Origin of the sequence: Chitinimonas viridis (assembly GCF_030409555.1) — a bacterium.
GTDB classification, from domain to species: domain Bacteria; phylum Pseudomonadota; class Gammaproteobacteria; order Burkholderiales; family Chitinimonadaceae; genus Chitinimonas; species Chitinimonas viridis.
The window spans coordinates 238,279-260,056 of sequence record NZ_JAUFPU010000008.1 but is presented as its reverse complement, the minus strand read 5'-3'; the positions used below and the strand labels follow the sequence as shown (position 1 = coordinate 260,056).

Genomic DNA, 21,778 nt, shown 5'->3' with positions numbered 1-21,778 from the left:
CGATCCTGTTTGACTGATGGCTCAAGCCCCGCTTGCCTGCAAGCGGGGCTTTTTACTTACTGGCCGCTATGGAGTAGCTGATGCCATTATGGCGGGCCTGGGTATTCGATAGGCTGGCAGCATGTCGAATATCCACATTCCACCTTCGTTGAAATGGCTCATTACCAAGCGCGCACGGCTGTTGGGCTCCCTGAACAAGCAGGCTGAGGTCGCTCAAACGCTAGGTAGTAGGGTGATTGAGATGGAAGAAAGTCTGCAGGCTCTGAGAGAGGAGCACCAGAGCGCGCTTCGCCGTGCGCGTTCGATGGAAGAAGCCATCGAAGCGATCGATATTGCGTTTAGTTTGCACGAGGTCGTGATCGATCCTTTGCATATCCCACCGATTCGTACGCAAGAAGCAGCACGACACCTTGGTCACGGTGAGCTGACGCGCCTGATCTATAGAAGCCTTGCCCAGGGGAGACCTGACGGGGTGTTTACCTCCGAGATCGCCTATTTCGTCGCCGAACACGGTCACCTACCTCAAGAGGGGGGATCCTTTCAACGGCTCAAGCTGGATGTACGGAAGCGGCTAAGGACATTGTGGAATGAAGGCAAGGTCGAGCGCCTTCACGAGGCCAAAACCCAATTCGAGGGGCGCTGGCGACTGCCAGCGCGCACCCCAGACCTATCAGTTAGGCTTGAGCCAGACGTCTAGTGCAACAACCAGACAATCTCGCCCGGCCGGTGATGCCCTTGGTGATATCCACGCCACCACTTAGACATACCGGTCTGTGCGATGGCAGCAATCAGGTGCTGAAGCTTCTCGCCTTCCGTTTTGTGTCGCATATCCTCTCGCCAAGCCATCTCTTGGGCCTTATCAGCAAGGTATTTGGGGTCAATACGGTGCGAGACGCCAATCGCATGGCGGCGCAAGCGCGCAAAGTAGGACTCGCACTGGTTGTCGTTGATGCCGTCCCATGAAGAGAACTCGATTGAATGCACGACCGTCCGGTGGTCAAAGCCGGCAGCCGTGAGTCCGTTATAGGCAGCGTTCTCATCGGTCATGATTAGCGCCTCTTCCTCGACGTGGGTCAACGCAAGCGCCAAGGCCTCTTCCGCATTTTCGCTTTTTGTTACTGCGATCACAGTTGCCACGCCGCCCACCCCTTCCGCAGGAGAAACTTCGCGCAAGACCATCACGACGCGACGATTCTTGAGTCGGGCCAAATTTTCGATGTTGATCTTGGATCGAAATTTTTTTCCGCCTGGATCGCCTTTTAGCTTCTCTTCAATATGCTGTTGAATTTGCTGAGGAGTGCGCTTGCGAATTCTCCTGCTCCGCGGCCGCCCCCCAAAATACCCACCATCAATTTGAACCACTCCGCGAAGCTTGCGCCGATCGCGCGAAGCAAAGAGTGCCTCACGCAATTTCCCCAAAAATACTAATGCAGTTTTAACTTGAACATCAATATGCCTAGCTAGCTCGTGGGCAGAAACTCCATTGGCTGCGTGAATAAAAGCCATGCAACCCTGCAGAATCTTCTTGAAAGGGATTTTGTGGTCTTGAAAAACCGTGCCCGTCGTTGGTGAAAAATGTTCGCAACAATGTCGGCATCGATATCTAAATTGATCGGGTCTGAAATAATGGGAATCAACAGTGCCGCAATGAAAACACGGCATTGTTTCGTGACTTCCCCATCTCAGCTTTCCGAACAAGAAAAAAGCGCCGGATTCATCTAGATTTGAAATCTTCCAAGCCGTTACATCTCTGCAGCGGGCTTGCTTTAGAATGTGTGTTTGTCCTTTGACCATGCTTCCCTCGTGCCTCATGTGAGGCAATGTTAGATGAGAGGGCCAGGGCAGAACCGCAGGGCAAAGGGGTGCCTCCCCCCTTGACGGCAGGTCCCCAAGAACACATACTATGGGTGCCTGAAAGCACACAAGTAAACACCCAGCTTTCCCTTTGCCGAGGGGTGCTGGGTTTTGTGTTTTTGGCCTGGCTCAGTGCTACATGTTGTGTGTTACCGTTTGGCGATCTCCTTTCCTCGTATTTTCCCTTGAGCCTTTCAGTCGGCAGTCACCGCGGATGTCCATCCGCGCTTCCCGTCATTCTTCACTACCTTATAGATGGATAGCGTACGAGAAACGCGGCCGCGTAACGCATCCACGCTCATTTCGTTGTTCAGTCCTCGTTGATGCAACGCATCTGCGATCTCATGCGTGCTGACGTGTGTTCGCTTGGTCAGGATCTCATCCGCTAGTTTTCGGATCTCAGCGGCGAGCCCGGGTGCCGTACGCCTGCCAGGCTTCGGCATTGAAAGCTCTGCAACGAATTCATCGATGCTGGTCAACACCAACTGCTTCTTGTGAATTTTCTCAGCAAGAGAAGCAATCTCACGCTCAACATCAGCGCGTGTCAGCAGCAGTAATTCCATACGCTCTTCATCATGTTGAAGTGAGCACTTCAACCGATCCGAAAAAATCTGCTCTGGATTGATCTCATGATGCGGCATGACGAAAGCGCTCGATAGTTAATTTCAAAATGATATCCGCAGTCTTTGCCATTCGCAATAAATATTGAATCCACTGACATTTTGAACCTTCCAACATTTATTGAGATTTCTATCTGAATTTAAATAACTCAAACCACGAGGAATTGGAATGTGAATTTGCGCAACTAAATCAAATGCTTACAAATACTAATAAATGTTATTGAGCAGGAAGTGAGGGGGTCGCCTCTATACGCCAAGCACATTGATGGGATCCGAGGTGGCAAAACCTTTCTCTAGAGAGAGTGTTGTGCCTGACCACCTGATGTGTCGTGGGGCTCGGTTAGCCATATGAGCCGATACCAGGCTTCCGACCTGCTGTCCGATGGCGAGACCTCTCAAGAGGATCGAGTCTTCACTGCCCGGAAGTTCGAGGTCATGTCCATGAATGGCGACACCATCCGGGATCGACTCGGCCATCGCAACACCGGTCCGCGAGGTGCAATCCGTCGCTAAGTTCCTTCAGAACACGCAATTGAGCCCGGCCGCTTGCGGCCGGGGCCTAGGTCAGCGTCCAGCCTTTGATGGGCAACTGGCCTGGCGACACAGGCCCTGTAGCGGCTGGGAATATCCGGTACGCCCATGTCGATCAGCGCTTGACGTTGTGCATCGATAGAAGCCCCATCAAACCTGGGGCGGTTCACCATGGTGCTTTAGCTGCTTCCCCATGATCTCCCGCAATTTATGAATATTGATATTTATATCAGAAGAAAAATGCAGCATGGCATGACAGTTTGGGCAGACCGGCACTAAATCTTTAACGGGGTCGACTGTGTAAGCTATGCCGCCACGTTCGTTCAAAGGCATAATATGATGAACATGAATAAGTCCATGAAAATCTGGGCCATAATTTTTTCCGAAATTTATGTCGCACACCCAACAATTCATCCCATAGTGATCAATACAGGCTTGCCTTGCTTTGCCATCTCGTTCGTATGCATTAACACTGATCTGAATTGCCAACCCTTCAATACCAATTGTATTATCAGACAATTCATCAGGATAGAGTCCTGCCGGTAATGCGACTTGGTCACGAGCGAAGCGGAAAATGGGCACATTCTGCTCATTGCGAATGCTCTCAACGAGCAAGCCATGTGTGTCCATCAAGTGAAAAACATGATCCTTCCATGTTTGACGTACAGCCTTCAATGCCGCTTCGGTTGCTCCTTGTAAAAGCAACTCATCCAGATGAGCACATCTTTTTCCTCTGCCTCCCCTGCCATGGCCCAGCCAACTCTCTCCATCTTTATAGTGCCTATGCACGTCCGCCAAGACCTGGCTTAAGGAAGCACGGTCTATGTCTTTACCTGGGCTCTGAGTCATCCTGATATTTCCCTATTGGATAAGTGCATCCTTCCAAGCAAGGCAAAAAGGCTTTGACTCGTGTGATGAGCATCTGCACCCACACAAAGCTAATAGCCTTACCTAAGCCGTTGGCGCTTTAGAGGTAATTAATTCCGTGAGGTGGTAAAACAGGAGCGCCGTCAGTGCATACGTCGCATCGCCCGACAATCACTTCACCTCAATTCCCCCTTGTGTGCACCTTTGATGATCAGCGAAGTTCAATATCCCCATGGCTTTTTATGGATCTAGTCATGACCAACGTGAAACATATTGTGATTTCATTGGCCGACACTGTTGCAAAGACTGTGCAGCAAGCGTCTTGCTATCGGCCTCTGCTAAAACTTCGGGGCACAGCACGAATAAATCTCCAAAAGAAAAAATATTAACCGCGCGAATAGTGTACTGAGCCTCACTAATCACAGTCGATTGCCATCCGATCTTAAAGCTTTTATGACTATAACCCTCTGTACGTATTAAGAAAACGGCGGAGGCTTTGTCTTTTATGCCAATCTGAACGGATAGGGAGTTGACAGCGATGCTAAAAATTTTAGGCACCAGCAAACACGTTACAGCAAAGAAAACAAGCATGGCATATGTGACGTGCTTTATGACGATGGGTTCAAGGTTGGTTCGATTGGCACGGCCAATGTAAATATAACCTGGAATCAATGAAAGAGTCGCCAGTAAACAGGCTGATAGATATGCAAAAAGAATGCTCCAGTTCGAGTCTACGTAATTGCCACGAATCGCCACATCGGCGGGGAGCAATGTTATCACGCTCGCGGCCCAAAGTAGAAATCCGCAGCAAATACGTTTAACAACCCTTGCCCGTAGTGATTGATCAGGCATGGCACTAGTCCTAATAAATAGGAGCGCCGTAGCCATGGAGATAAATAACGACAAAGCAAGAGATAGCCACGAAATGTTACCAAAGGAGGTCTTGTATAATTTCTCACAAAGATCAGCAAGGAATATTACGGTTATCATAATAATGGCTATAGCAGGGGGTGCTAAACTGATTCCTTTTAATTCCTTTTCAGTCATTCCTAGATCTGTCATCATCCAATCTAGGCCGCATAAAAAATAAGCTGGGCCTATAAGGGTTAAAAGAATGCCACAAAGAACCAGTGCCGAACCTATAAGTATTGCAATCAACCCTGACCCGTTGCTCAGTGAAGGCAGAAACAGGTCGACCCGGCCGATAGATGTCAAATAGGTCCATAGCAGTATGCTGGCCATCGGAATGGCGAGAGTGCCTAATATCGGCAATGTAACCTTAAATGGCCTCAGTGCATCAATGAGTCCCTGTTGCACTATGAAAAACGAGACTGTTTCAGGAGTTTTCGGGGCGTTCATTCTTCTGTTTTACTCAGCAAGTTGGTTTGTATTGAACTCTATGAAATATGTGCTGCGTCTGATTGGAATTAATAGTTTGCTTGTTATTCACTAGGGCTTATTGCTGGTGGTGAAGCTAGAGGCAGCAGGCCTTACACCTCCTTGGGTAGAGTGGTAGCTATCTCATTCGCGCTAATTATTTCCTTATAAAGAGCATCGTTCAGTGGCTTATTTAGGATTCGTGGAGACTCATTAAATAAGGCGCGAATTTTTTCAATGATGACCTCATCATGGCGGGGGCACGCTTTTATCTCACCCAGACATGTTTTTCTCACCAGGGTGGCTCGCGTTGGATCGCATAGAATTGCCCAATCTGTATCTGCATACCAAAGCGCAACGAAGAGAGTGACACCGCGTTCAGGATGAGCGCAGGCGTTCCGATTCCCACCGGTCTCTTGCAACAGTGTCAAGATAGAGTCTTGACCTATCAGTGCTGCCTTCAGAGTTTTAAACTGGGAATGCCTACGCCAAGCGTAACGCACATGACAAGCGCCGAACTCTACCGGCACGCCAGGGCGATCTACAACCTGAGACCAATTGAGGTTCGGGAACACCAACTGCTCGCGCTCTCTGGGGTTAGGCATGGCTCAATAACTGCCTTCCGCTAAGTCCGCCTGTGCGGCATAGTCATCCAAAGCACCGACATCCATCCAGTCGGCTGCATTGAACAAGCTCCCCATTACGTACACGCGCCCCTGGTAAGACGCTAGCGCGGTCTTGGAAAGTGGAAACTGCCAGCGTTCCGCACCTGCAATCGGGCTATCGATGGTTGGACTACCAGAGAAGTACTCCGGCATGACGATGCTGGCCCATGTGAAAGTCACTGTCGTCTTGGCGTTGCCAGCACGACGATAGTCCCAGGGAGCCGTGGGTGACAGTTGAGCCCATAGGCCAAGCTTTGCCAGCTTCGCCGCTTGTTCGGCGGCATCGAAGCCCGCCTCGCTGGAGTATTCCCGATAAAGCCAGGCACAACCTTGCTTCACCAGCTCCAGATTAAGGTTGAGGCCATCAACGTAGACAGTGGCGAGGGTGCGACCATACCTATCTTTGCTGGTTGATCCGACGCTGAGAGTGCGATTGGTGATTAGTCTATCCAGGCAGGTCTTGGCTTCTTTCCCCCAGGGCTGACTCAGCTCGGGCGCATCAATGTCCTGCAGGCGTACCGAGGTTCTAACGCCATTGATCTGCACAATGAGTGTGTCGCCATCATGGCTATAGGAAAGCGCTGCCGGCACGGTAGGCGGCGCCGTCGGTGTCACGCCGAAGCTACTAGAAGAGAGACCGGACCCTAACCAGTTGCTCGCAGAAACAGAACAGTAGTACGCGGTGCCATTGACCAGGTTTGACACCACTAGCGGTGAGTCTGTACCTGAGATTTTGGCGGTATGGGTGGTGCCATAACAAGTTGCGGTATAGCCGGTGATGCTGCCACCGCCGGCATAGGAAGGTGGGCTGAAAGTCAGCGTTGCACTCCGATCACCTGCCGTTGCTTTGCTTAGCGAAGGTGCGCCAGGAAGTGTCCAGCCAGGATTGCCGATACGGCAAGTATCCGTCATCGCGATGCAGGTCTTACCACAGGGCTTACCCTTGGTGCAGTTCTTCGCTTCTGCAAATGCGGCAACCAGCAAGACTGCTGCCAGTAAGGCATACCTCAGCATACGAGCTCCCCGATTCAGCTTGTTGTTATCTGCTCTTGCAGTGCCTCAAGTCTGGCAGGCTGTCACGGTGCTTGTAATCATCCAAATTGATGAAATGAACAAGCTTGGCAGCATCTCTTGCTGCTACGTCTGCGGCAGGGTGTCTTTGACGTGAAACTTGCCGAAGCGTGTATCGAAGCCTCCATGATAAAGTCATAAATTGCGGCCTATAGAGTCGCTCAGACTTACACTAGGAGAAGGAAATGCCCCATCAAACAGGCGAGCAAAGTAGCTCGAGCTCACGACGCGCTATAGTCCGACGCCCAGTCTTCATGCTTTCAGACATACCGGACGTAATGCGTAGCAGGATGCACTGGCCGGTGGCGGCTGCGCTCATGCAACGATGGTTTGACTCCCCAGCCAACACCATGTCGCGAGCTGTAAAGAATGGTGAGGTTGCCCCGTGGTCGCTATCACCTAGCAATGTAGATGAGAGGCTCGTTTCGATGGCCTGGGCTATGCGTTTTGGTCGGGTCAAGACAGCGGCAAATGAATTGCTTAGGACTTGGAATTCCCCAAAAGGCCTTGCCCTACTGAGGGAGCGCATCGCCCGAGCCAAGCCTCCTGGTGCGCGTGCAAACTGGCAGGTAGGTAACTTCTCGCAGCCAACCCGATATTTGGAAACCACGTGCCAGGTCAATATCAAGTTGGCCGGGTCGGTTACTGACCCCGTAGATGAATACTATGCTGCCATCGGACGCGGTGTTCTCAAGCTCGCAGTCTCAGGCACGGCCTCTCAGCGAGGTACAGGCTACAGAATCGAAGTTGCTGAGTATGGCTTGTATCTACGGGATACCTACGACTTCAATGACGACCCCAAGGATTGGTTCTCTCAGTTCCTCGGGAACTGGGGATGGGAGGGGCTTGATACCTCGCCATTGCCGCGCTTCGATATCGGGCTAAGTGCACAGTATGACGATGTGCCGATGGATCGGTACTACCAGGTGCAGAACAACGACTTCGCAGCCTATCGCCGGCAGTATGGCAAAGGCGGTGATTTCGTGATCTTCTCCGATCTGATGCGCTTTCGGCCATCGCAACCCTTGATTCTGGACGTGTGAGGTCAGTGGTGACAAAACGATCCAAACTCAAGCTATACGCGGTCGTAGTACTTGTTGGTGGTTTGCTGCTCGGCAGCGGAATTTGGCTGAATGGGGGCGATAGCCTTGACTATGTCTCGACGAGCCCCAAGTACGAGAAGTACCGTCTGGAGATATATGCAGCCAAACGCTACCAAGCCCTGTTGAACCGGGGTATGGTTGATCCGGGGTATGTACTGCTTTATGACAACACGCAGAACAAGCTCCTGCAGCGGAGCGATATCGTTGATCTCACGGGGAATGCCGAGGTCCGCTGGAGCCTGGATCAGCTCGGCGAGGTGTCTGTGGGCATGGACGTTCGCTGGCAGCTAGCGCCAGAGTAAGGTTGCTACCTGCTCGGCCGGGAGCTTCGTTATCCGATCTAGGTGGCCAGTTTGTAGGCAATTGGGTGGCCCAGTTCGTACACTTCCGCACCTGGCCGATCAATCAGCCCGAGCCTGTGGTTACGCGCACAACCGGCGCTCTTGACTGCCTCTCACCCTGCGCTGCCGTCAGCCTCTTCACCATCTTCAAGCCCGGTGTCCAACTCATAGTCCACCGGCTTCCGTCCCTCGATACGTACCCGGGGAGGGATGGGCAGAGGACGACGTACACGCTTAACTTGCTTTTCCGCAGCGTTCAGAGGGTGTTCCTGGAAGTGCTGGCGGAAGGCGTTTTTGAGCGCCGTATTGTTCGTTGCGGAAACCAGTTGTGCGACCTTCGTACCCTCGACCAATGTCAGGCTGTACTTGCGAACGTGCGAAGCTTCGTCTGCGATCAGACTTCGGGCACGCTCGGACAGCACGCCAGAGGTCCAAAACTCGAACTTGAGCCGGCACTTTCGCCAATCCCTGTCCGCTTCGGCAGCTTTTCGAATCACCGGAATGCGGTCGCGCAGCCAACGCTCGACCATTTCGTCAGGCACTGTGCCGCCAGGTTTGTAGCCCTTGCACTCGATGAACCGAACAGATTGGTTAAAATGGTGCGCGAGAACGTCGACTTCGGCAGCTCGCCCCTGTTCATCCTTGACGATCTCGTTGAGGCATATGGACGTATGGGCACTGCCCAGACGAACCACGTCCGCAACCAGGTATTCAAAGAGTGCGCCGCGCAGATTTGTTGCCGCCCCCTCGATGTGACTTAGCTTGTTGAAGACGGCCGTGACCATCTCAAGCGTGTTTTCGTTAACGAACGCGTTATTGAGCACATCGGTCAACTCACGAAGGGCTCTGGCCACGTCCTGACCGAAGAGATGTGTCGTCGTGGCCGGGATGACCCCGCTCTCCTTGGCGAGTGCGAATGCCTCGGCCGAGAAGCCGTCAGCGACGAACATCTGCAGGCATCGCCCTACCTTAGCAAGGCTACGCAGTGTCACGCATTTGTTGATAAACGGCTGCAGCTGGTAGCCCTCTACGTTGACGCCCAGAAGCGTGTCGCAGACCAAGTAGCCTTGCTTCACACCTCTTGCCGTCTTGTCCCACTGCATCAGCGGCGCAAGGTAGGATGGTCCAGCTAGGTCCCAATTGAAGGTGCCGACCCTTGGTTGTGCCTCACCTTCATCGCGGAGGGTGACCATGTTATAGCTTACGACGCCGAGATTGCGCGCCCAGCCCTTAACAGCATTGAGTAGCACGGCCTCGGTGCTAATGCGCGCCCGCATGCGGCTGAGTTCCCATGACGGGGCGTCCACGGTCTGCGCCAACTCCACGCACTCGCCAATCCCGGGAGCGCTAAACACCTTCACGAGCTCAGCGGCGTGCAAGCGTTCCAGAACGCCTCGTGCAGCAATCCGCCCCTTTTGGGCGACAGGTGCGCCGCATGCGATTAGGAAGTGGGGTACCGGCATCAGGCCACCGCGCGCCATCAGCGCGGCAAGACCGCCGCCATAGGCGACACTATGCTCGAGCAGGCGCTTGATTAGAGCCTCCCAGAAGCGGGGCGAGGCGTACTCGCTCTGAAGGTAGACGAAGCGCGCCCCTCGAGGGAACACTAAGTGAGCAAGCTTCTTGATGTCGGTCGAGCGGGAAACCCGTTGACGGGCGGTCGCCGGCGCCAGCCCGTAGTCCCGCACGAGAGCTGCGACGAGTTCCGTGCTGAGGCACGGCCCGAGCTTGTTAAGTGTAGATGCGACGGCGTCAGGCATAGACAATTTGGTTAGCTGTCACACTGCGCTATTTATAACACGTAAATACGTGTCTTTCCCTCGCAGCGTTAATCGTGGAGAAGGGGCCTGAAATCACTTAGCCCTACTGGCATCCATAGCGCCTAAGTTCACCCGTCCTGTCACAGTGGTACAAATCTTCCCGTAAGGAATTATCAGAGGCCGGGGCCATCTGCCCTATACCGGCTAACTTCGTCGGGCTGGCACGACCGATGCCTTCTCGCACCATGCTCTTGTACGAAATGCAGTTATGGCTCGGATACTCGACAGCAGCGTGTGGTAATCCCATGTGCCGCGATCCGCTGCTGCGCTGCTCGACTTGTTGCGGAGACGCATCAATCCGCCGACTGGGATCTTCTCATGTTGAACCCGTCTTTCTTATATCGCTTTCCAGTGCCCCGCGCGCGGTCCTGCTGGACTGGGTTATCGCTGTCACTATATCCGCCACGAAGTCCATGGACCAGCGCTGGTTCGGCCCACTCGGCGGCGGCTGTACCACGCGCAGATGGCTGGGCCGCTTACGTCGACGCCGTAGCCGCAGGGATAGCCCCGCTTCCTTGTAAACCCGTTCGACCCGCTTGTGGTTAATCCGCCAGCCTTCACGCTGCAGTAGCACATGCAGCCGTGGCGAACCAAAACGACGGCGTTGCTCAGCCAGTTCGCACAGGCGTTGCCGCAGCGCTGCATCCTTGTCTGGTGCAGGCGCCCGCCGGTAAGTCTTGCGTGTCACCACCACAAGCCCACAGGCCCGCCGCTCGGAGATGCTGTGCCGTTCGATCAACTGTCTTGCTGCGGCACACCGAGCTGCGGGCCGAGTCAGTTTTTTCCCAAGACTTCCTTGAGCAGGTCGATATCCAGCGCCTGGTTGGCAACCAAGCGTTTGAGCCGGGCATTCTCTTCCTCAAGCTGCTTGAGCCGCTTGGCTTCAGATACGTCCATGCCGCCGAACTTGTTTCGCCAGTTGTAGACGGTTGCGTCCGAGATGCCATGCTTGCGGCAGAGTTCTGCGGCAGCCACACCGGCTTCTGCTTCCTTCAGGATGGCGATGATCTGGGCTTCGGTGAATCGGGACTTCCTCATGAGGGGCTCCTTTGCCCTTCATGCTAACTAATTCCTGGTAGACCTGCATGGGGGAAGGTCAGGGCTACCAGACCGTCAATGACGATAATCTTGGTTTCCAGCGCTTTTCGCGTTTCACAGCAAGGGATTAGTCAAGCTATGATATCGCCGGAACAAACCATCGAGAATGACATTGGATTATTTTTTTCATTTGCGCTCGCGGCTGCCTTTTCCTGTAATGCAAGAATACTGCAGTCGTCTTGAGCTACCCACGGCCCAAGGCTGGGACAAGTTAGAAGATAAATTTACTGACCTTCATCGGCATGACCCTGAGCGGATTGATGAACTGCTTGCGCAAATCTTCCGTGAGGCCCTTCCAGTAGGCGAGCGTGCTGTACAACTGTACGCCCTTACGGTAGAGGACATTTCACGTTTCAGGCCTCTTCTGGAAGCTATACACACCCAGCAAGACTCTATCTACATGGATTCGTATCCAGCTCCGCTGGAGCAAGACCAGCTCGCAACTGTTCCCGATGGCTTGGTTCTTTGTGAGGTTTCCCGTGTGGACGATGTTGTGTCGCTGGTTTTCTGTACGCGGCGCATACAGGAAGACCGAGAACCTCGGACCCGGGACGAGATCGGTAACGCTGCAGTACAGCAGTTCGGCTGGCAAGACTATGACGAGTTTGTTTTCATCCGCCGGCGTTACATTCAGTGCTATGAAGTAGTGCGTTTTGATTTGACGAACCGCATAGTGGAGGTTCGCGTTGAGGAGAAAACCGGCGTAGACACCAGCGGTTCGATGAATCAGGTTCGAGTAGCCTTGGACCATCTGTTGATGGTGCCAAACAATCCTAGCTCGCTGCCTCTACCGGTGAACTTCTTTCCAGCTATCCGATCGATGTACAACGCAGAAAGTGAAGGAATTGTCGTTGAGCTTGGCTTCACGACAGAGACGGGATCAGCGAAGCATGAAAAAATGCGTAGGCAGGGTTCCGATCTTCGTGATGAACCTTTCCATGTGGGGGGGAGCGCCGCAATTCAAGGAGCACTTACGCCGTTCCGCATAGCAATACGCTGGTCTGCCGAGCACGGAGTTCCTGGTGAGGTCATCCTCCCTGGTAGTATCCGGCAACTAGGAAATCCAATGCCGAGGCTAGACTACCTTATACTGAAGAATGCTCATTCGGAGGCTGTAACGCGAGCGTGTATCGACCGCGTAGTACGCCATCTATCAGATGACAGAGCGTGACCTGACAGGCGCCATCGCCAGAGTGCATGAAATTTTTCATCCGGGTCAGCCGGAGGAAGTAGTGTGCTCGTATGTCTTCGATAGACTTTCCCGTCTGGGCCGGCACTTCGACATGGTGACGCTAGGCACCGTTGCTTGTGCACTTGGGTGGCAGGCGAACAGAGAGCGGCAGCAATCGATTTCGATCGCTCTGAATTTCCTCAGCGCAGATCCTCTTAAGATACTTGAGAAGCGTTTCCAACTTTGGCCAGCATGTGTAGCTGACGAAGTTCTAGAAGAGCCCGTTTGTGAGCTTACAAGTGCGCAAGTTAGGGAGGCGATCGAGAGAAATATGCTTGTCAACCCATGCACGGGTGAGGAAGTCGCAAACTTTCTGGACCATGTAAAGGTCTTTTATATTGTTACCGACTCGGCGAAGAGGATGGTACAGAAAGAGAACTCATAGCGTGACAAGCTTGAGGGATCTTCTTGAGGTACATGGGAAATCGGAGCTTCTGGCCCAACTACGACGTGGGGAACCTAGAGATTATGACGATTTCATAGATGTTCTTTACTCAGACCTCGATATCCTGATTGGGTCCATGGAAGCGGACGCAAAAGATCTAGGTGGCCAAAGCGAAGATTTCCTGAACCGTCATCTTGTTCGTTTGCTTTCAACGAAAGGTTACTTTGCTTGCCACGATAAAGACGAGGGGGGCCACGTTGATATCCATGTGGAGTCAAGCGATAGGCGCTTCACTTGGCTCGGAGAGGCTAAGTTGGATAACGGCCCCAAATATATCTTGGGTGGACTCAAGCAGCTTACTGATCGATACGCCCGCGCTACTCCTGGCCACAACTGCGGAGGGCTGCTTGTCTATTTTCAAAAATCTAGGTGTGCTGAGCGCTTTAAGGAGTGGCGAACTGAACTGGAAGGTTGTGCATCGGACTTCGAAGATCTAGAGGTCCATGATTGCGATAAAAGGCCTGGGCTTGCCTTCATGAGCAAATTTGTTCACGAGCGCATAGGTAAGGGCCCGCCGAAGTACACGGTCCGGCATGTCGCCGTTAGCCTATTTCGTCCGGCTAGTTAGACCCTGACTTGATCCCGGAGGCCTCTATTGAGCAACGATGCGACCGTTTTCCAGCTCGGATGGATGTCGCAGCATTGTAATGCTGCAGCCCTATGTGCTTTTCGTCGATTGAACATCGAGTGTAGGAAATAGATAAGGTCCGAACGACGCACTAAGTTCTGCACTGAACATGCCGATATATATGAGCAAATTTATGCGCCATTCTCCAGGCTTCGGAACCTTCCATAGAAAGGTATTCATCGGTGTTGCCAAGGTCCTCACCATAACGCTTGGTTAGATTAGCCATCACGTAGTCTGCACCGACAATACGGTCAATTTCATTGAATTCCATTTGTCTAAGAGTGTCACGAATCGGTAAGCCACTTTCTATTTCCCAGCCTTCGCCAACATAACAATCCAAATAGGCATCTACTTCTTCTGGGTGTAGATCGAACCGGTGCCGCATAGTAGCTCTGGCCCCCTCCGAATCCACATTGTTCCAAACCCATATCAATGATGGGCTATCGTCCCCAAACTCAATATACGAAGGGTGCTCGGTGTGGGCCTTTGCAACCCGTTGTGCAACGATGCTCAGCATCCGAGGATGCTCATCAGCTTCTAAGATATTCCTATCGGAATTATTTTCAGTGTCGTGGCGTAACCACTGAAGGCATTCAACAGCGAATGGTAGGGGTGTGGCGTCCTGGAGGACTCGCTCTGCGGCAGTCCAACGAGCTGGTCCGGCAGGAATTTGCTTTAGAAGTTGCTTAACCAAAATGGCTGCATGCATTCTAGTAGTGAGTATCGATAGACCTCGCTCTTTTGGGAAGAACGCCCCGCTAAGCGTAATGGCTCTCAAGAGTGGGCCTGCACTCTCAGGCGTCAATTGCTCTGACCGTTGCCTTAATACAGTGACAAGCTGACCTACAGATCGTTTTCTGCTGAACTCTTCAATCAATGCCCGTTTTTCCTGATCTTGGGCCTTTACCACATCTTCTAACAATGCGTTTACGCTAGCGTCTGATACATCGCCATTTGGCACACAATATGCGAAGTATCTTTTGAAGTACCTCGCTACGCAGATACTTTGCTCTCGGGACCAGATATTATCCCACTCTCCCCCATATTGCATGCGACCAGTCCTAGGGAATAGCGGGTAAAGGAGGCGATCTTTGACTATTTCGCGTTCAGCGCTTGTAAGGCTTGGTAAGGCTTTAGCCACCAGCTCATCAAACGGAGTTGGTTCTGACTTGAAGGCATCGCTCCTATTTTCGCGCTGAGACTCAAGAAAAATCGAAGGATTGTCTCTGATCGCCGCGTATAGTGCTGGGTAGAGGATCCGAATTCCCTCAATCAGCATCAAGTTCATGACGTTGACTTCCCCTTTTAGTAAAGGTAGGGCGAACATCAGTGCATTGGTGTATAACTTGGCAGCACGCGGTGTACTTAGTCTTGGTTCCAGGCCGTCAACAAAGTGACGAGCAAAGGCGTCAGCTTGTGCTTTCTTAAGCTCAATCCCTGCCATGGATAGTGCGGCCTCTACCCCTTCAAAGGTTAGTATACGGAGGCTGGCTGTATCGGCTGGTGGTAAATGCAGAGGTACCTGGATAATCTTTTCTAAGAATGCTCGGCCCGCTTGCTGACCACCTGAGCCATACCGCTCACCAAGCGCGGCGGCAACCACCTCATCATCAAATGCAAGAACATAAGAAGTGTGCTTGAAGTCAGCGGAAAGTTTCACCAATTTAAATATTGAGTGAGTCTCGCTTCTGTCGAGGCGGTCGATATCATCAACCAAGACAACGACACGTTTTCCACTACCTGCCAGAAAGTTTTCAATGCGTGATCGGAGCTCGTCTAGATTGACATTGGACATAGTTTCTCCAATGCCAGCCGCTGCGTCAGCAGCGCCACTTACCAACGGAACCACTGCAAGGAGTGAGCCGTAGTTCTTTAGGGCCTCGCCAATCTTCTCTTGGCGGTTGCTAAGTTCTCTGTCAAGGCCATCTGCTAGGGCTAAAAAGAAGCCTCGGATCAGCTGATCTTCAGACTGAAAGTGCCACGGGTTGAAATGCAAGACAACTACATGATCATGGCGTCGCAGCTCCTCCTCCATCATCTTCAGAACAGAGGTCTTGCCATCGCCCCACGGCCCGAAGACGCCGACCACCAAGCTTGATGGATCCGGTCTGCGAGCAATTGTGTCGGCGATTCGTGAGGCAAATGGCGCGCGATTAAAACGATCCTGATCGGCGCCAGAAATAGGTTCATCAGAGGCAAATTGTTTAGGGGGAGGAGAGGATGCCGCGTTATCAGCTGGCTTGGTGCTTACAAGCTGTTTGAGAGCACTTGGGGACTCATGTGAAGTCTTTGCCTTTTTCCATGATTTAAGCCAGCTAAACATACTCACTCCAACCATTATTGAACCGCCCCGACTTCCGTGGAGGCTGTTTGGTTTAAGTCAGGCTGGTACGGTTGCCTGATTGGCGTGTTGCCGATAGTAGTTTGCCTCAGCTTCTGCGGGCGGGATATACCCGATTGGGGCCAGCAGCCGCTGATGATTGAACCAGGACACCCACTCCAGCGTCGTGGTTTCCGGTGACGCCTTGGTCTTCCGGGGGGCACGCCGATGGATCAATTCCGCCTTGTACAAGCCATTGATCGTCTCGGCCAGGGCGTTGTCGTAGCTGTCTCCTTTACTGCCCACTGACGGCTCAATGCCCGCCTCCGCAAGTCGCTCGCTGTAGCGAATGGAGACGTACTGAACCCCTCGGTCGGAGTGCTGGATCAAAGCATCCTCCCGCTCGGGTTGTCCTGCCCAGAGCGCCTGTTCCAGGGCATCAAGCACGAAATCGGTATCCATCGAGCTACTCACTCACCAGCCCACGATGCGACGGGCGAACACATCAATCACGAAGGCCACGTACTGCCAGCCTTGCCAGGTTGAGAAGTAGGTGAAGTCCGAGACCCAGAGCTGATTGGGCCGATCCGCCTTGAACTGGCGATTCACCCGATCCCGCAGGCAGGGTGTCGTGTCCCCGTTCTCGTAGCTCCCGCCACACCCGCTCAGCTAGAGCATCGTCAAAGCACCTTGATCTGAGCAGCGTGCCGGTTATGTAATAGTGGATATCAGTCTTCCGCTCGCACAGAGACCAGTAACAGCAGCCCATGATTGCGATCCACCTCCGCAGCCAGTGCTGTCCAACCATCCAAGAACCCTCATCATTCCTTGGGCAACATCTCCACTGCATTGAACATGTCGGCATCGACCAAATGCTTCAGCGGGACACCCAATGCTTTCGCAAGCGCGCCCATATTGTCGATCGACACGTTGCGTGCACCACGCTCAACTTCCGACACGTAGGTTCTGCTTAGTCCGGCCGCCAAGCCAAGCGCCTCTTGAGACATTTCCTGGAGTCGGCGCGCCCGGCGGAGGTTGCGCGCGAAGATCATACGCGGGGTCGGGGAGTCAGATGTTGTTGCCATGGGCACAAGCATCTAGCGGCGCGCCATTGCCTTCCACTCGGAATAGTTGCAATAATGATAACTAAAAGTGACTTTTGTTCGTGGAAGGATGGCGATTTGACGCAATCCACCCACGACTAGTAGCCGAAGAGAGCCTTCCTTATGTTCCTGATTCCATCTCCAGCACAAAACGACGACCAGACCCAAGACCGGAGCTGCGCCGAAGTGGCGATGCCCGTGCAGATGCCTTTCTTCCTCGTCAGCCCAAAGATGGCTTTGGAGGATGGTGAGCACTACGTTGAGACCAAGCTGCTTGCCTACATCGAGCAGCTGGACGAGTTGGTGCGGACAAGCGGCCAAAGCCTGGATGCCTTGGATGCCCAGCTGCTGAGCCCGGGGTGGCTCAATGAGCAATCAGGCTGGCGGCTTGAACGCCTGGTTGGGATTTCACGCGGTCAGCATCCGCTCAAGCCAAGGGCGCAGCCCGCAGTGCGCTTTGAGGTGGCATCTGGCCGTCAGTACGTAATGAAGAGCGACGACCGAACCAAGGTTGATCGCTACCAATGGATTCCTTGCCTCTAACCCTGCCCATTACGGCGCATCGTCGAAAGCCCACATGAAACTGTCACTTGCTACCGCTAGCCGTTGCAACGAACGGCTATTCGCGTTCCTTTGCCTCCCCCTGCTCGTGGCGTCGTGTGCGAGTACGCCGCCGAGCATTCCTGTCGACGAATCTACATCGGTGGTCGGCTACGTGCGCGAGTTCCGCAAGCTCTCGGCATCGTTTATCGACTTGGATGCCCCCGGCCGGCCGACGCGTTATAGGCAATTCGACAGCTATACCTATCTTTGGATGAGTTGGCCCATTGCACCCCTGCGTAGCGCCAAGCCCATCATGTTGAGACATGGGCTGAGGCAAATCTGTAACGCGCGAGGCGGGACCTGGATTGGCACGTACTGTATCAATAGCAGTAAGGAATTTCCGGTTCTGTTCATGGCCAAGGAAGGCGGCGATGCTGGAGACTTCACGATCGAGGTCATCGAGCCCGCTCCCGGTATGGTGAGCGAGGAATACCGGCTGCGATTGGCCCAAGCGGGCTACCAAACTCCGGTGGAGTCGGCTCGACGCTTAGCTGAAACGCAACGCCAGTTCGCGGAAAAACAAGCTCGGATCGGCGAGCGCGGTACCAAGGTGTGCCGCGATGCACCGCCCGTGAAGCTCGTGGGCTTCGTCGAGGATGCGAACCAGGACAAGATCAAGGTGTTGGTGTCAGCGCGCTATGTGGCAGGCATGCTCACCGGTGGGTTCAGCCAATACCTTACCTGGGAGCCCAAGCAGAGCTGGCGCGTGTGCGAATAGGCGCCTTTTTTCTCAGTTGCCTTACTTCAGTGCGGTGTCTATTCCTCTAGTCGACGAGGAAATGCTCGGCACGATCGACGGGATGAAGGACGATTCATCCACCTAGTTGGTAAGACTGGTTTCGATCCTGGCCAGGTCGGCTAAGCGGCTAGCCAAAGATGATCAGCAGGGCAGGAACTTGCGATGGAGCTCAAAAAACCGTGTCTATTCGATTGCCATGGCCTAGACCAACCCAGTCTGTAACCCTACCCACAATTAGGAACAGCATTGGCCGCTCACTTCGTTCGGAGATTTGGCGCCAGTGAGATCGATCAACATTCGAAGGAGCGGGGTGATCTTCCGGGTGCGTATGCCATTCACCGACATAGTCCAGCATCCCGTCGGTATCTTGCCAACGATTTAGGGCCACCAACTGGTGATGGCGGGCAAAGCGATGAAAGCCATACCGAGTTCGAATGTCGCCAGCGACCGGGAAAGTGGCCTCGGCCACATGTAAGTGTGGCGTGCGTCGGTACCCGAGCAAAATTCCGCCTGACTAGGCGTCCGACGGGCGAAGCTGCCTAAACCGACGTCCCCCGAACTTAGTAGCACTCAGCTTTAGAGTCCGGGGTTATCCCCATTTGGAGGGTCGGGTGAATCGGCTTCAGCTACTCCATAGCGTTACTGGCACTCCTGGCCTATGCACGAAGCTTTTAGACCTTATACAGCGCCTGTATTAGACTAGTTGTTGAACACACCCTGGCTCGAGAACCCTTGATGTCCTGCCCCCCTGCCGAACTGCAAAAGAAGTACGAAGCCATGCGCGCCACCTGGGGCGCCTATCGGGCTACCCCGCGTTTCGAGCAGTTCGTCGAGTTCGCGGTCATCCTCTCCAGCTTTGCCGAATTCCTGCATGCCAAGGGCTTGTCCGGCCTGCACCAGATCGCCCGCGATATCGAGCAGCAATCGCTGGCCTTGTTTGGTGACGAGCACACCCATCCGATTGCCGATGGCGCACTACAAGAGCTGGAGAGCCGCGTGGAGGGCCTGTGTGCCCGTGCCGCCAGTTTTATCGAGCACAGTACCCGCCCCATAGAGGACCGACGCGCCGGTCACGATAGCGAACCCGCTGCCGATCTCTCGCCGGGCCGGCGGGTCTGGTTCATTGGCGACGACCTCGATACCTGGCGCGACCTGATCTCGCAGTTGGGCTATTTCGGCATCAAGGCCGAGGGATACAACTGGACCAAGCTGCCGGCCAATGACGATGAACCGACCACCCTGCTGCTGGACATGACGGGCATCGCCATCGGCATCGCCAGCCAGCACATGCAGAAGCTGCGCACCCGCTTTGCCGCCAGCAATCTGCTGGGGCTCAATATCGATGCCGACTTCAGCAGCATGCAGGCCGCACTGGGCGCCGGCTGCGACTTCTGCTTTGCCCGCGGCACCCCCTTACCGGCCATCATGGCCAAGATCATAGAGTTGCATGCCAGTGAAGAAGAAGAAGCCTACCGGGTGCTGGTGGTGGAGGACTCGCTGACCGCCAGCAAGCTGATACAGCGCACCCTGGCTGAAAACGGCATAGAAAGCCAGGCCATCGCCCAGCCGCGCGAGGTGCTGAATGCGCTCAAGCGTTACCAGCCAGACTTGATCCTGATGGACATGTATATGCCCGGCTGCACAGGCGTCGAAGCCGCGCGCGTCATACGCCAGCATCCGGAATTCCTGTCTGTGCCCATCGTCTACCTGTCGGGCGAGACCGACGTGGGCCTGCAGGTCGATGCGCTGCGCCTGGGCGGCGACCACTTCCTGACCAAGCCGTTCAACCCGGTCATACTCAACGCCATCGTCAAGAGCAAGATAGAGCGCTACCGGCTGCTGCGCCGCTCCATGTTCCACGACAGCCTGACCGGCCTGCTAAACCATACCAGTTCCAAACAGCGCCTGGATGCGGCCGTGAATGCCGCCGCCAACGAGCACGAGGCCCTGGCGGTCGCGATGATAGATATCGACCACTTCAAGAAGGTCAACGATAGCTACGGCCACCCAGTCGGCGACCAGATCATACGTAGCCTGGCGTGGTTGCTGAAACAGCGCCTGCGCAAGACCGACATCGTCGGCCGTTACGGTGGCGAGGAGTTCCTGGTCGCCCTGCCTGGCGCCAATGCCTCCCAGGCCTTCCAGATACTGGATCGCATACGCCGCGACTTTGGCCAGATCAAGCATCCTTTCAACGAGACCTGGTTCAATACCACCTTCTCCAGCGGCGTGTCGCAGTTCCCCACCATACCCAGCGGCGAGGCCCTGGTGAAGGATGCCGACGAGGCACTCTACGAAGCCAAGCGCGCGGGACGGGATCGTGTGGTAATCCACGCCTGACCGCTCCAGCAAGTCGGCCCCTAACTGTGTTGGCCGCTATTGATAACCGCTTACAAAACCCAGCGTAGCGATTCTGGCTAGTGTGTGAGAGTAAAGGCCACGGAAGACAGTACGCGGGTACGGCAAACCCGCAAAACAATGTCCGAAGAGCTTTGTCAGCGGTGCTTAGACCAGCTCCACCGCATCGCCCAACTGCAGTCTACCCAGGCTGCGTGCCACCAGATTGACGCCGAACATCGTTCCATCCTCGGTGCGGCGATAGTTATTGAGGGTTTCCAGCGGCTGGCGATCCGCCGCTGGCGTGGCGGTATCCGGATCTACCGTGGTAAACAGGCAGCGTGAGCAGGGTTTGAGGTTCTCGAACACCACGCCGCCTATCCGTATGTGCCGCCAGCTGTCTTCAATAAACGGCACACTGGTTTCCACGACCAGATTGGGTCGGAAATGCCGCATGCTGACTGGCTGAACCAGCCTGCCATTCAGCTCCTCCAAAGAAGCCGTGCCTATCAGCAGTACGGGATAACCGTCCGCAAAACTGACGGGTACCTCCGGATCCCTGCGGGTACGGCGAGTGCTGTCCGCACCGGTATAGACCAGCCTGCAGTTGGCGCCGAGAAAATCAGAAAACCAGAAATCCGCCTCATCACTACCTACCTGCGCGGCAAATTCTCCGCTTTGCCACACCGTCACGCCCTGCCACTCTCGCATATCGGCGATCTCCACCCGCAGGCTGTCCATACCCGGCGCATCGAAGGTCACACCGCGGTCATCCATGCTCGCCGTAATCAGCACCATGCGTGGATACTGCCGTCCGGTGAGGAAGCCCTCACGGTCGCTGACCAGCATCCAGCGTCTGTCATGCTGCAGGCCCATGGCCTCGACCAAGGCCGACGACACCAGGTTGGATCGGCATGACTTGAGGGGATGGATATGGATTTCAGCGAGTCGCATCAGCAGCACTCCGTATTGAACTAGACGCGGCCGTCAGGGGCCGGCCAGCAATATAGAACAAATGCCACCTC

Annotated in this window: 19 protein-coding genes and 1 pseudogene; 7 read left to right on the top strand and 13 right to left on the bottom strand. The window is 54.2% G+C overall.

Going from position 1 to position 21,778, the window contains the following annotated elements; translation table 11 throughout:
* Positions 1-121: 121 nt before the first annotated feature.
* Positions 122-697 carry a hypothetical protein gene (locus QWZ03_RS09930; protein ID WP_290332565.1) on the top strand — a complete coding sequence of 192 codons (576 nt, stop codon included), beginning with the start codon at positions 122-124 and terminating at the stop codon, positions 695-697.
* Here QWZ03_RS09930 and QWZ03_RS09925 read toward each other — a convergent pair.
* From QWZ03_RS09925 to QWZ03_RS09905, 5 genes are all read right to left on the bottom strand, one after another.
* The gene (locus QWZ03_RS09925; protein WP_290332563.1) at positions 694-1,794 is read right to left on the bottom strand and encodes an IS1595 family transposase; all 1,101 of its coding nucleotides are present in this window, start codon (positions 1,792-1,794) and stop codon (positions 694-696) included. The genes QWZ03_RS09930 and QWZ03_RS09925 overlap by 4 nt on opposite strands.
* Positions 1,795-2,048: 254 nt before the next feature.
* Positions 2,049-2,495, bottom strand: coding sequence for a hypothetical protein (locus tag QWZ03_RS09920; RefSeq protein ID WP_290332562.1), 447 nt, complete (start codon positions 2,493-2,495; stop codon positions 2,049-2,051).
* Positions 2,496-3,155: 660 nt separating this feature from the next.
* Positions 3,156-3,854: an HNH endonuclease gene (locus tag QWZ03_RS09915; RefSeq protein ID WP_290332561.1), complete on the bottom strand. Its 699-nt coding sequence runs from the start codon at positions 3,852-3,854 to the stop codon at positions 3,156-3,158.
* Positions 3,855-4,124: 270 nt separating this feature from the next.
* Complete coding sequence (locus tag QWZ03_RS09910) at positions 4,125-5,231, bottom strand: hypothetical protein (protein ID WP_290332560.1); 1,107 nt, start codon at positions 5,229-5,231, stop codon at positions 4,125-4,127.
* A gap of 626 nt (positions 5,232-5,857) precedes the next feature.
* On the bottom strand, positions 5,858-6,928 hold the full coding sequence (locus tag QWZ03_RS09905; protein WP_290332558.1) for a thermonuclease family protein: 1,071 nt from the start codon (positions 6,926-6,928) through the stop codon (positions 5,858-5,860).
* Between the two features lie 242 nt (positions 6,929-7,170).
* Here QWZ03_RS09905 and QWZ03_RS09900 point away from each other — a divergent pair, with 242 nt between their 5' ends.
* Positions 7,171-8,028 carry a DUF6402 family protein gene (locus tag QWZ03_RS09900; protein WP_308447539.1) on the top strand — a complete coding sequence of 286 codons (858 nt, stop codon included), beginning with the start codon at positions 7,171-7,173 and terminating at the stop codon, positions 8,026-8,028.
* 8 nt (positions 8,029-8,036) lie between these two features.
* On the top strand, positions 8,037-8,390 hold the full coding sequence (locus QWZ03_RS09895) for a hypothetical protein (RefSeq protein ID WP_290332554.1): 354 nt from the start codon (positions 8,037-8,039) through the stop codon (positions 8,388-8,390).
* A gap of 152 nt (positions 8,391-8,542) precedes the next feature.
* On the opposite strand, the gene QWZ03_RS09890 is transcribed toward QWZ03_RS09895, so the two are convergent.
* The 3 genes from QWZ03_RS09890 to QWZ03_RS09885 form a co-directional block, all read right to left on the bottom strand.
* Positions 8,543-10,189 (bottom strand): hypothetical protein, encoded by a 1,647-nt coding sequence (locus tag QWZ03_RS09890; RefSeq protein WP_290332553.1) that lies wholly within the window; start codon positions 10,187-10,189, stop codon positions 8,543-8,545.
* Between the two features lie 376 nt (positions 10,190-10,565).
* On the bottom strand, positions 10,566-10,937 hold the full coding sequence (locus tag QWZ03_RS20995) for an IS3 family transposase (RefSeq protein WP_373322404.1): 372 nt from the start codon (positions 10,935-10,937) through the stop codon (positions 10,566-10,568).
* An 86-nt stretch (positions 10,938-11,023) separates the two neighbouring features.
* Positions 11,024-11,287: a transposase gene (locus tag QWZ03_RS09885; RefSeq protein ID WP_290332550.1), complete on the bottom strand. Its 264-nt coding sequence runs from the start codon at positions 11,285-11,287 to the stop codon at positions 11,024-11,026.
* Between the two features lie 166 nt (positions 11,288-11,453).
* Here QWZ03_RS09885 and QWZ03_RS09880 point away from each other — a divergent pair, with 166 nt between their 5' ends.
* A complete protein-coding gene (locus tag QWZ03_RS09880; protein ID WP_290332549.1) occupies positions 11,454-12,518 on the top strand; it encodes a hypothetical protein in 1,065 nt (354 codons plus the stop codon).
* Between the two features lie 1,224 nt (positions 12,519-13,742).
* On the opposite strand, the gene QWZ03_RS09875 is transcribed toward QWZ03_RS09880, so the two are convergent.
* The 3 genes and pseudogenes from QWZ03_RS09875 to QWZ03_RS09865 all read right to left on the bottom strand — a co-directional run bounded on the left by QWZ03_RS09875 (position 13,743) and on the right by QWZ03_RS09865 (position 17,023).
* Entirely contained in the window at positions 13,743-15,974 is a 2,232-nt protein-coding gene (locus QWZ03_RS09875) for a KAP family P-loop NTPase fold protein (protein WP_290332548.1), read from the bottom strand.
* 57 nt (positions 15,975-16,031) lie between these two features.
* Positions 16,032-16,598: pseudogene (locus QWZ03_RS09870) on the bottom strand (IS3 family transposase); the annotation flags it as partial.
* A 194-nt stretch (positions 16,599-16,792) separates the two neighbouring features.
* Positions 16,793-17,023 carry a helix-turn-helix domain-containing protein gene (locus QWZ03_RS09865; protein ID WP_290332547.1) on the bottom strand — a complete coding sequence of 77 codons (231 nt, stop codon included), beginning with the start codon at positions 17,021-17,023 and terminating at the stop codon, positions 16,793-16,795.
* Positions 17,024-17,197: 174 nt separating this feature from the next.
* Between QWZ03_RS09865 and QWZ03_RS09860 the strand changes: the two genes are divergently transcribed.
* Together QWZ03_RS09860 and QWZ03_RS09855 are read left to right on the top strand one after the other, a co-directional pair.
* Complete coding sequence (locus tag QWZ03_RS09860) at positions 17,198-17,617, top strand: hypothetical protein (protein ID WP_290332546.1); 420 nt, start codon at positions 17,198-17,200, stop codon at positions 17,615-17,617.
* Between the two features lie 34 nt (positions 17,618-17,651).
* Entirely contained in the window at positions 17,652-18,395 is a 744-nt protein-coding gene (locus QWZ03_RS09855; protein ID WP_290332545.1) for a hypothetical protein, read from the top strand.
* A 190-nt stretch (positions 18,396-18,585) separates the two neighbouring features.
* Here QWZ03_RS09855 and QWZ03_RS20990 read toward each other — a convergent pair whose 3' ends face one another.
* Positions 18,586-18,918 (bottom strand): Mov34/MPN/PAD-1 family protein, encoded by a 333-nt coding sequence (locus QWZ03_RS20990; RefSeq protein ID WP_373322394.1) that lies wholly within the window; start codon positions 18,916-18,918, stop codon positions 18,586-18,588.
* Positions 18,919-19,151: 233 nt separating this feature from the next.
* Between QWZ03_RS20990 and QWZ03_RS09850 the strand changes: the two genes are divergently transcribed.
* Positions 19,152-20,756 carry a GGDEF domain-containing response regulator gene (locus QWZ03_RS09850; protein WP_290332542.1) on the top strand — a complete coding sequence of 535 codons (1,605 nt, stop codon included), beginning with the start codon at positions 19,152-19,154 and terminating at the stop codon, positions 20,754-20,756.
* A gap of 165 nt (positions 20,757-20,921) precedes the next feature.
* On the opposite strand, the gene QWZ03_RS09845 is transcribed toward QWZ03_RS09850, so the two are convergent.
* Entirely contained in the window at positions 20,922-21,707 is a 786-nt protein-coding gene (locus QWZ03_RS09845) for an MOSC domain-containing protein (protein ID WP_290332541.1), read from the bottom strand.
* Positions 21,708-21,778: the final 71 nt, after the last annotated feature.

Coding starts and splice junctions, on each gene's coding strand:
- QWZ03_RS09865 (WP_290332547.1), bottom strand. CDS start 17,023: ATGATCTTCGCGCGCAACCTCCGCCGGGCGCGCCGACTCCAGGAAATG.
- QWZ03_RS09850 (WP_290332542.1), top strand. CDS start 19,152: ATGTCCTGCCCCCCTGCCGAACTGCAAAAGAAGTACGAAGCCATGCGC.
- QWZ03_RS09855 (WP_290332545.1), top strand. CDS start 17,652: ATGAAACTGTCACTTGCTACCGCTAGCCGTTGCAACGAACGGCTATTC.
- QWZ03_RS09925 (WP_290332563.1), bottom strand. CDS start 1,794: ATGGTCAAAGGACAAACACACATTCTAAAGCAAGCCCGCTGCAGAGAT.
- QWZ03_RS09900 (WP_308447539.1), top strand. CDS start 7,171: ATGCCCCATCAAACAGGCGAGCAAAGTAGCTCGAGCTCACGACGCGCT.
- QWZ03_RS09860 (WP_290332546.1), top strand. CDS start 17,198: ATGTTCCTGATTCCATCTCCAGCACAAAACGACGACCAGACCCAAGAC.
- QWZ03_RS09880 (WP_290332549.1), top strand. CDS start 11,454: ATGACATTGGATTATTTTTTTCATTTGCGCTCGCGGCTGCCTTTTCCT.
- QWZ03_RS09875 (WP_290332548.1), bottom strand. CDS start 15,974: ATGTTTAGCTGGCTTAAATCATGGAAAAAGGCAAAGACTTCACATGAG.
- QWZ03_RS09885 (WP_290332550.1), bottom strand. CDS start 11,287: ATGAGGAAGTCCCGATTCACCGAAGCCCAGATCATCGCCATCCTGAAG.
- QWZ03_RS09845 (WP_290332541.1), bottom strand. CDS start 21,707: ATGCGACTCGCTGAAATCCATATCCATCCCCTCAAGTCATGCCGATCC.
- QWZ03_RS09905 (WP_290332558.1), bottom strand. CDS start 6,928: ATGCTGAGGTATGCCTTACTGGCAGCAGTCTTGCTGGTTGCCGCATTT.
- QWZ03_RS09910 (WP_290332560.1), bottom strand. CDS start 5,231: ATGAACGCCCCGAAAACTCCTGAAACAGTCTCGTTTTTCATAGTGCAA.
- QWZ03_RS09920 (WP_290332562.1), bottom strand. CDS start 2,495: ATGCCGCATCATGAGATCAATCCAGAGCAGATTTTTTCGGATCGGTTG.
- QWZ03_RS09890 (WP_290332553.1), bottom strand. CDS start 10,189: ATGCCTGACGCCGTCGCATCTACACTTAACAAGCTCGGGCCGTGCCTC.
- QWZ03_RS09930 (WP_290332565.1), top strand. CDS start 122: ATGTCGAATATCCACATTCCACCTTCGTTGAAATGGCTCATTACCAAG.
- QWZ03_RS09915 (WP_290332561.1), bottom strand. CDS start 3,854: ATGACTCAGAGCCCAGGTAAAGACATAGACCGTGCTTCCTTAAGCCAG.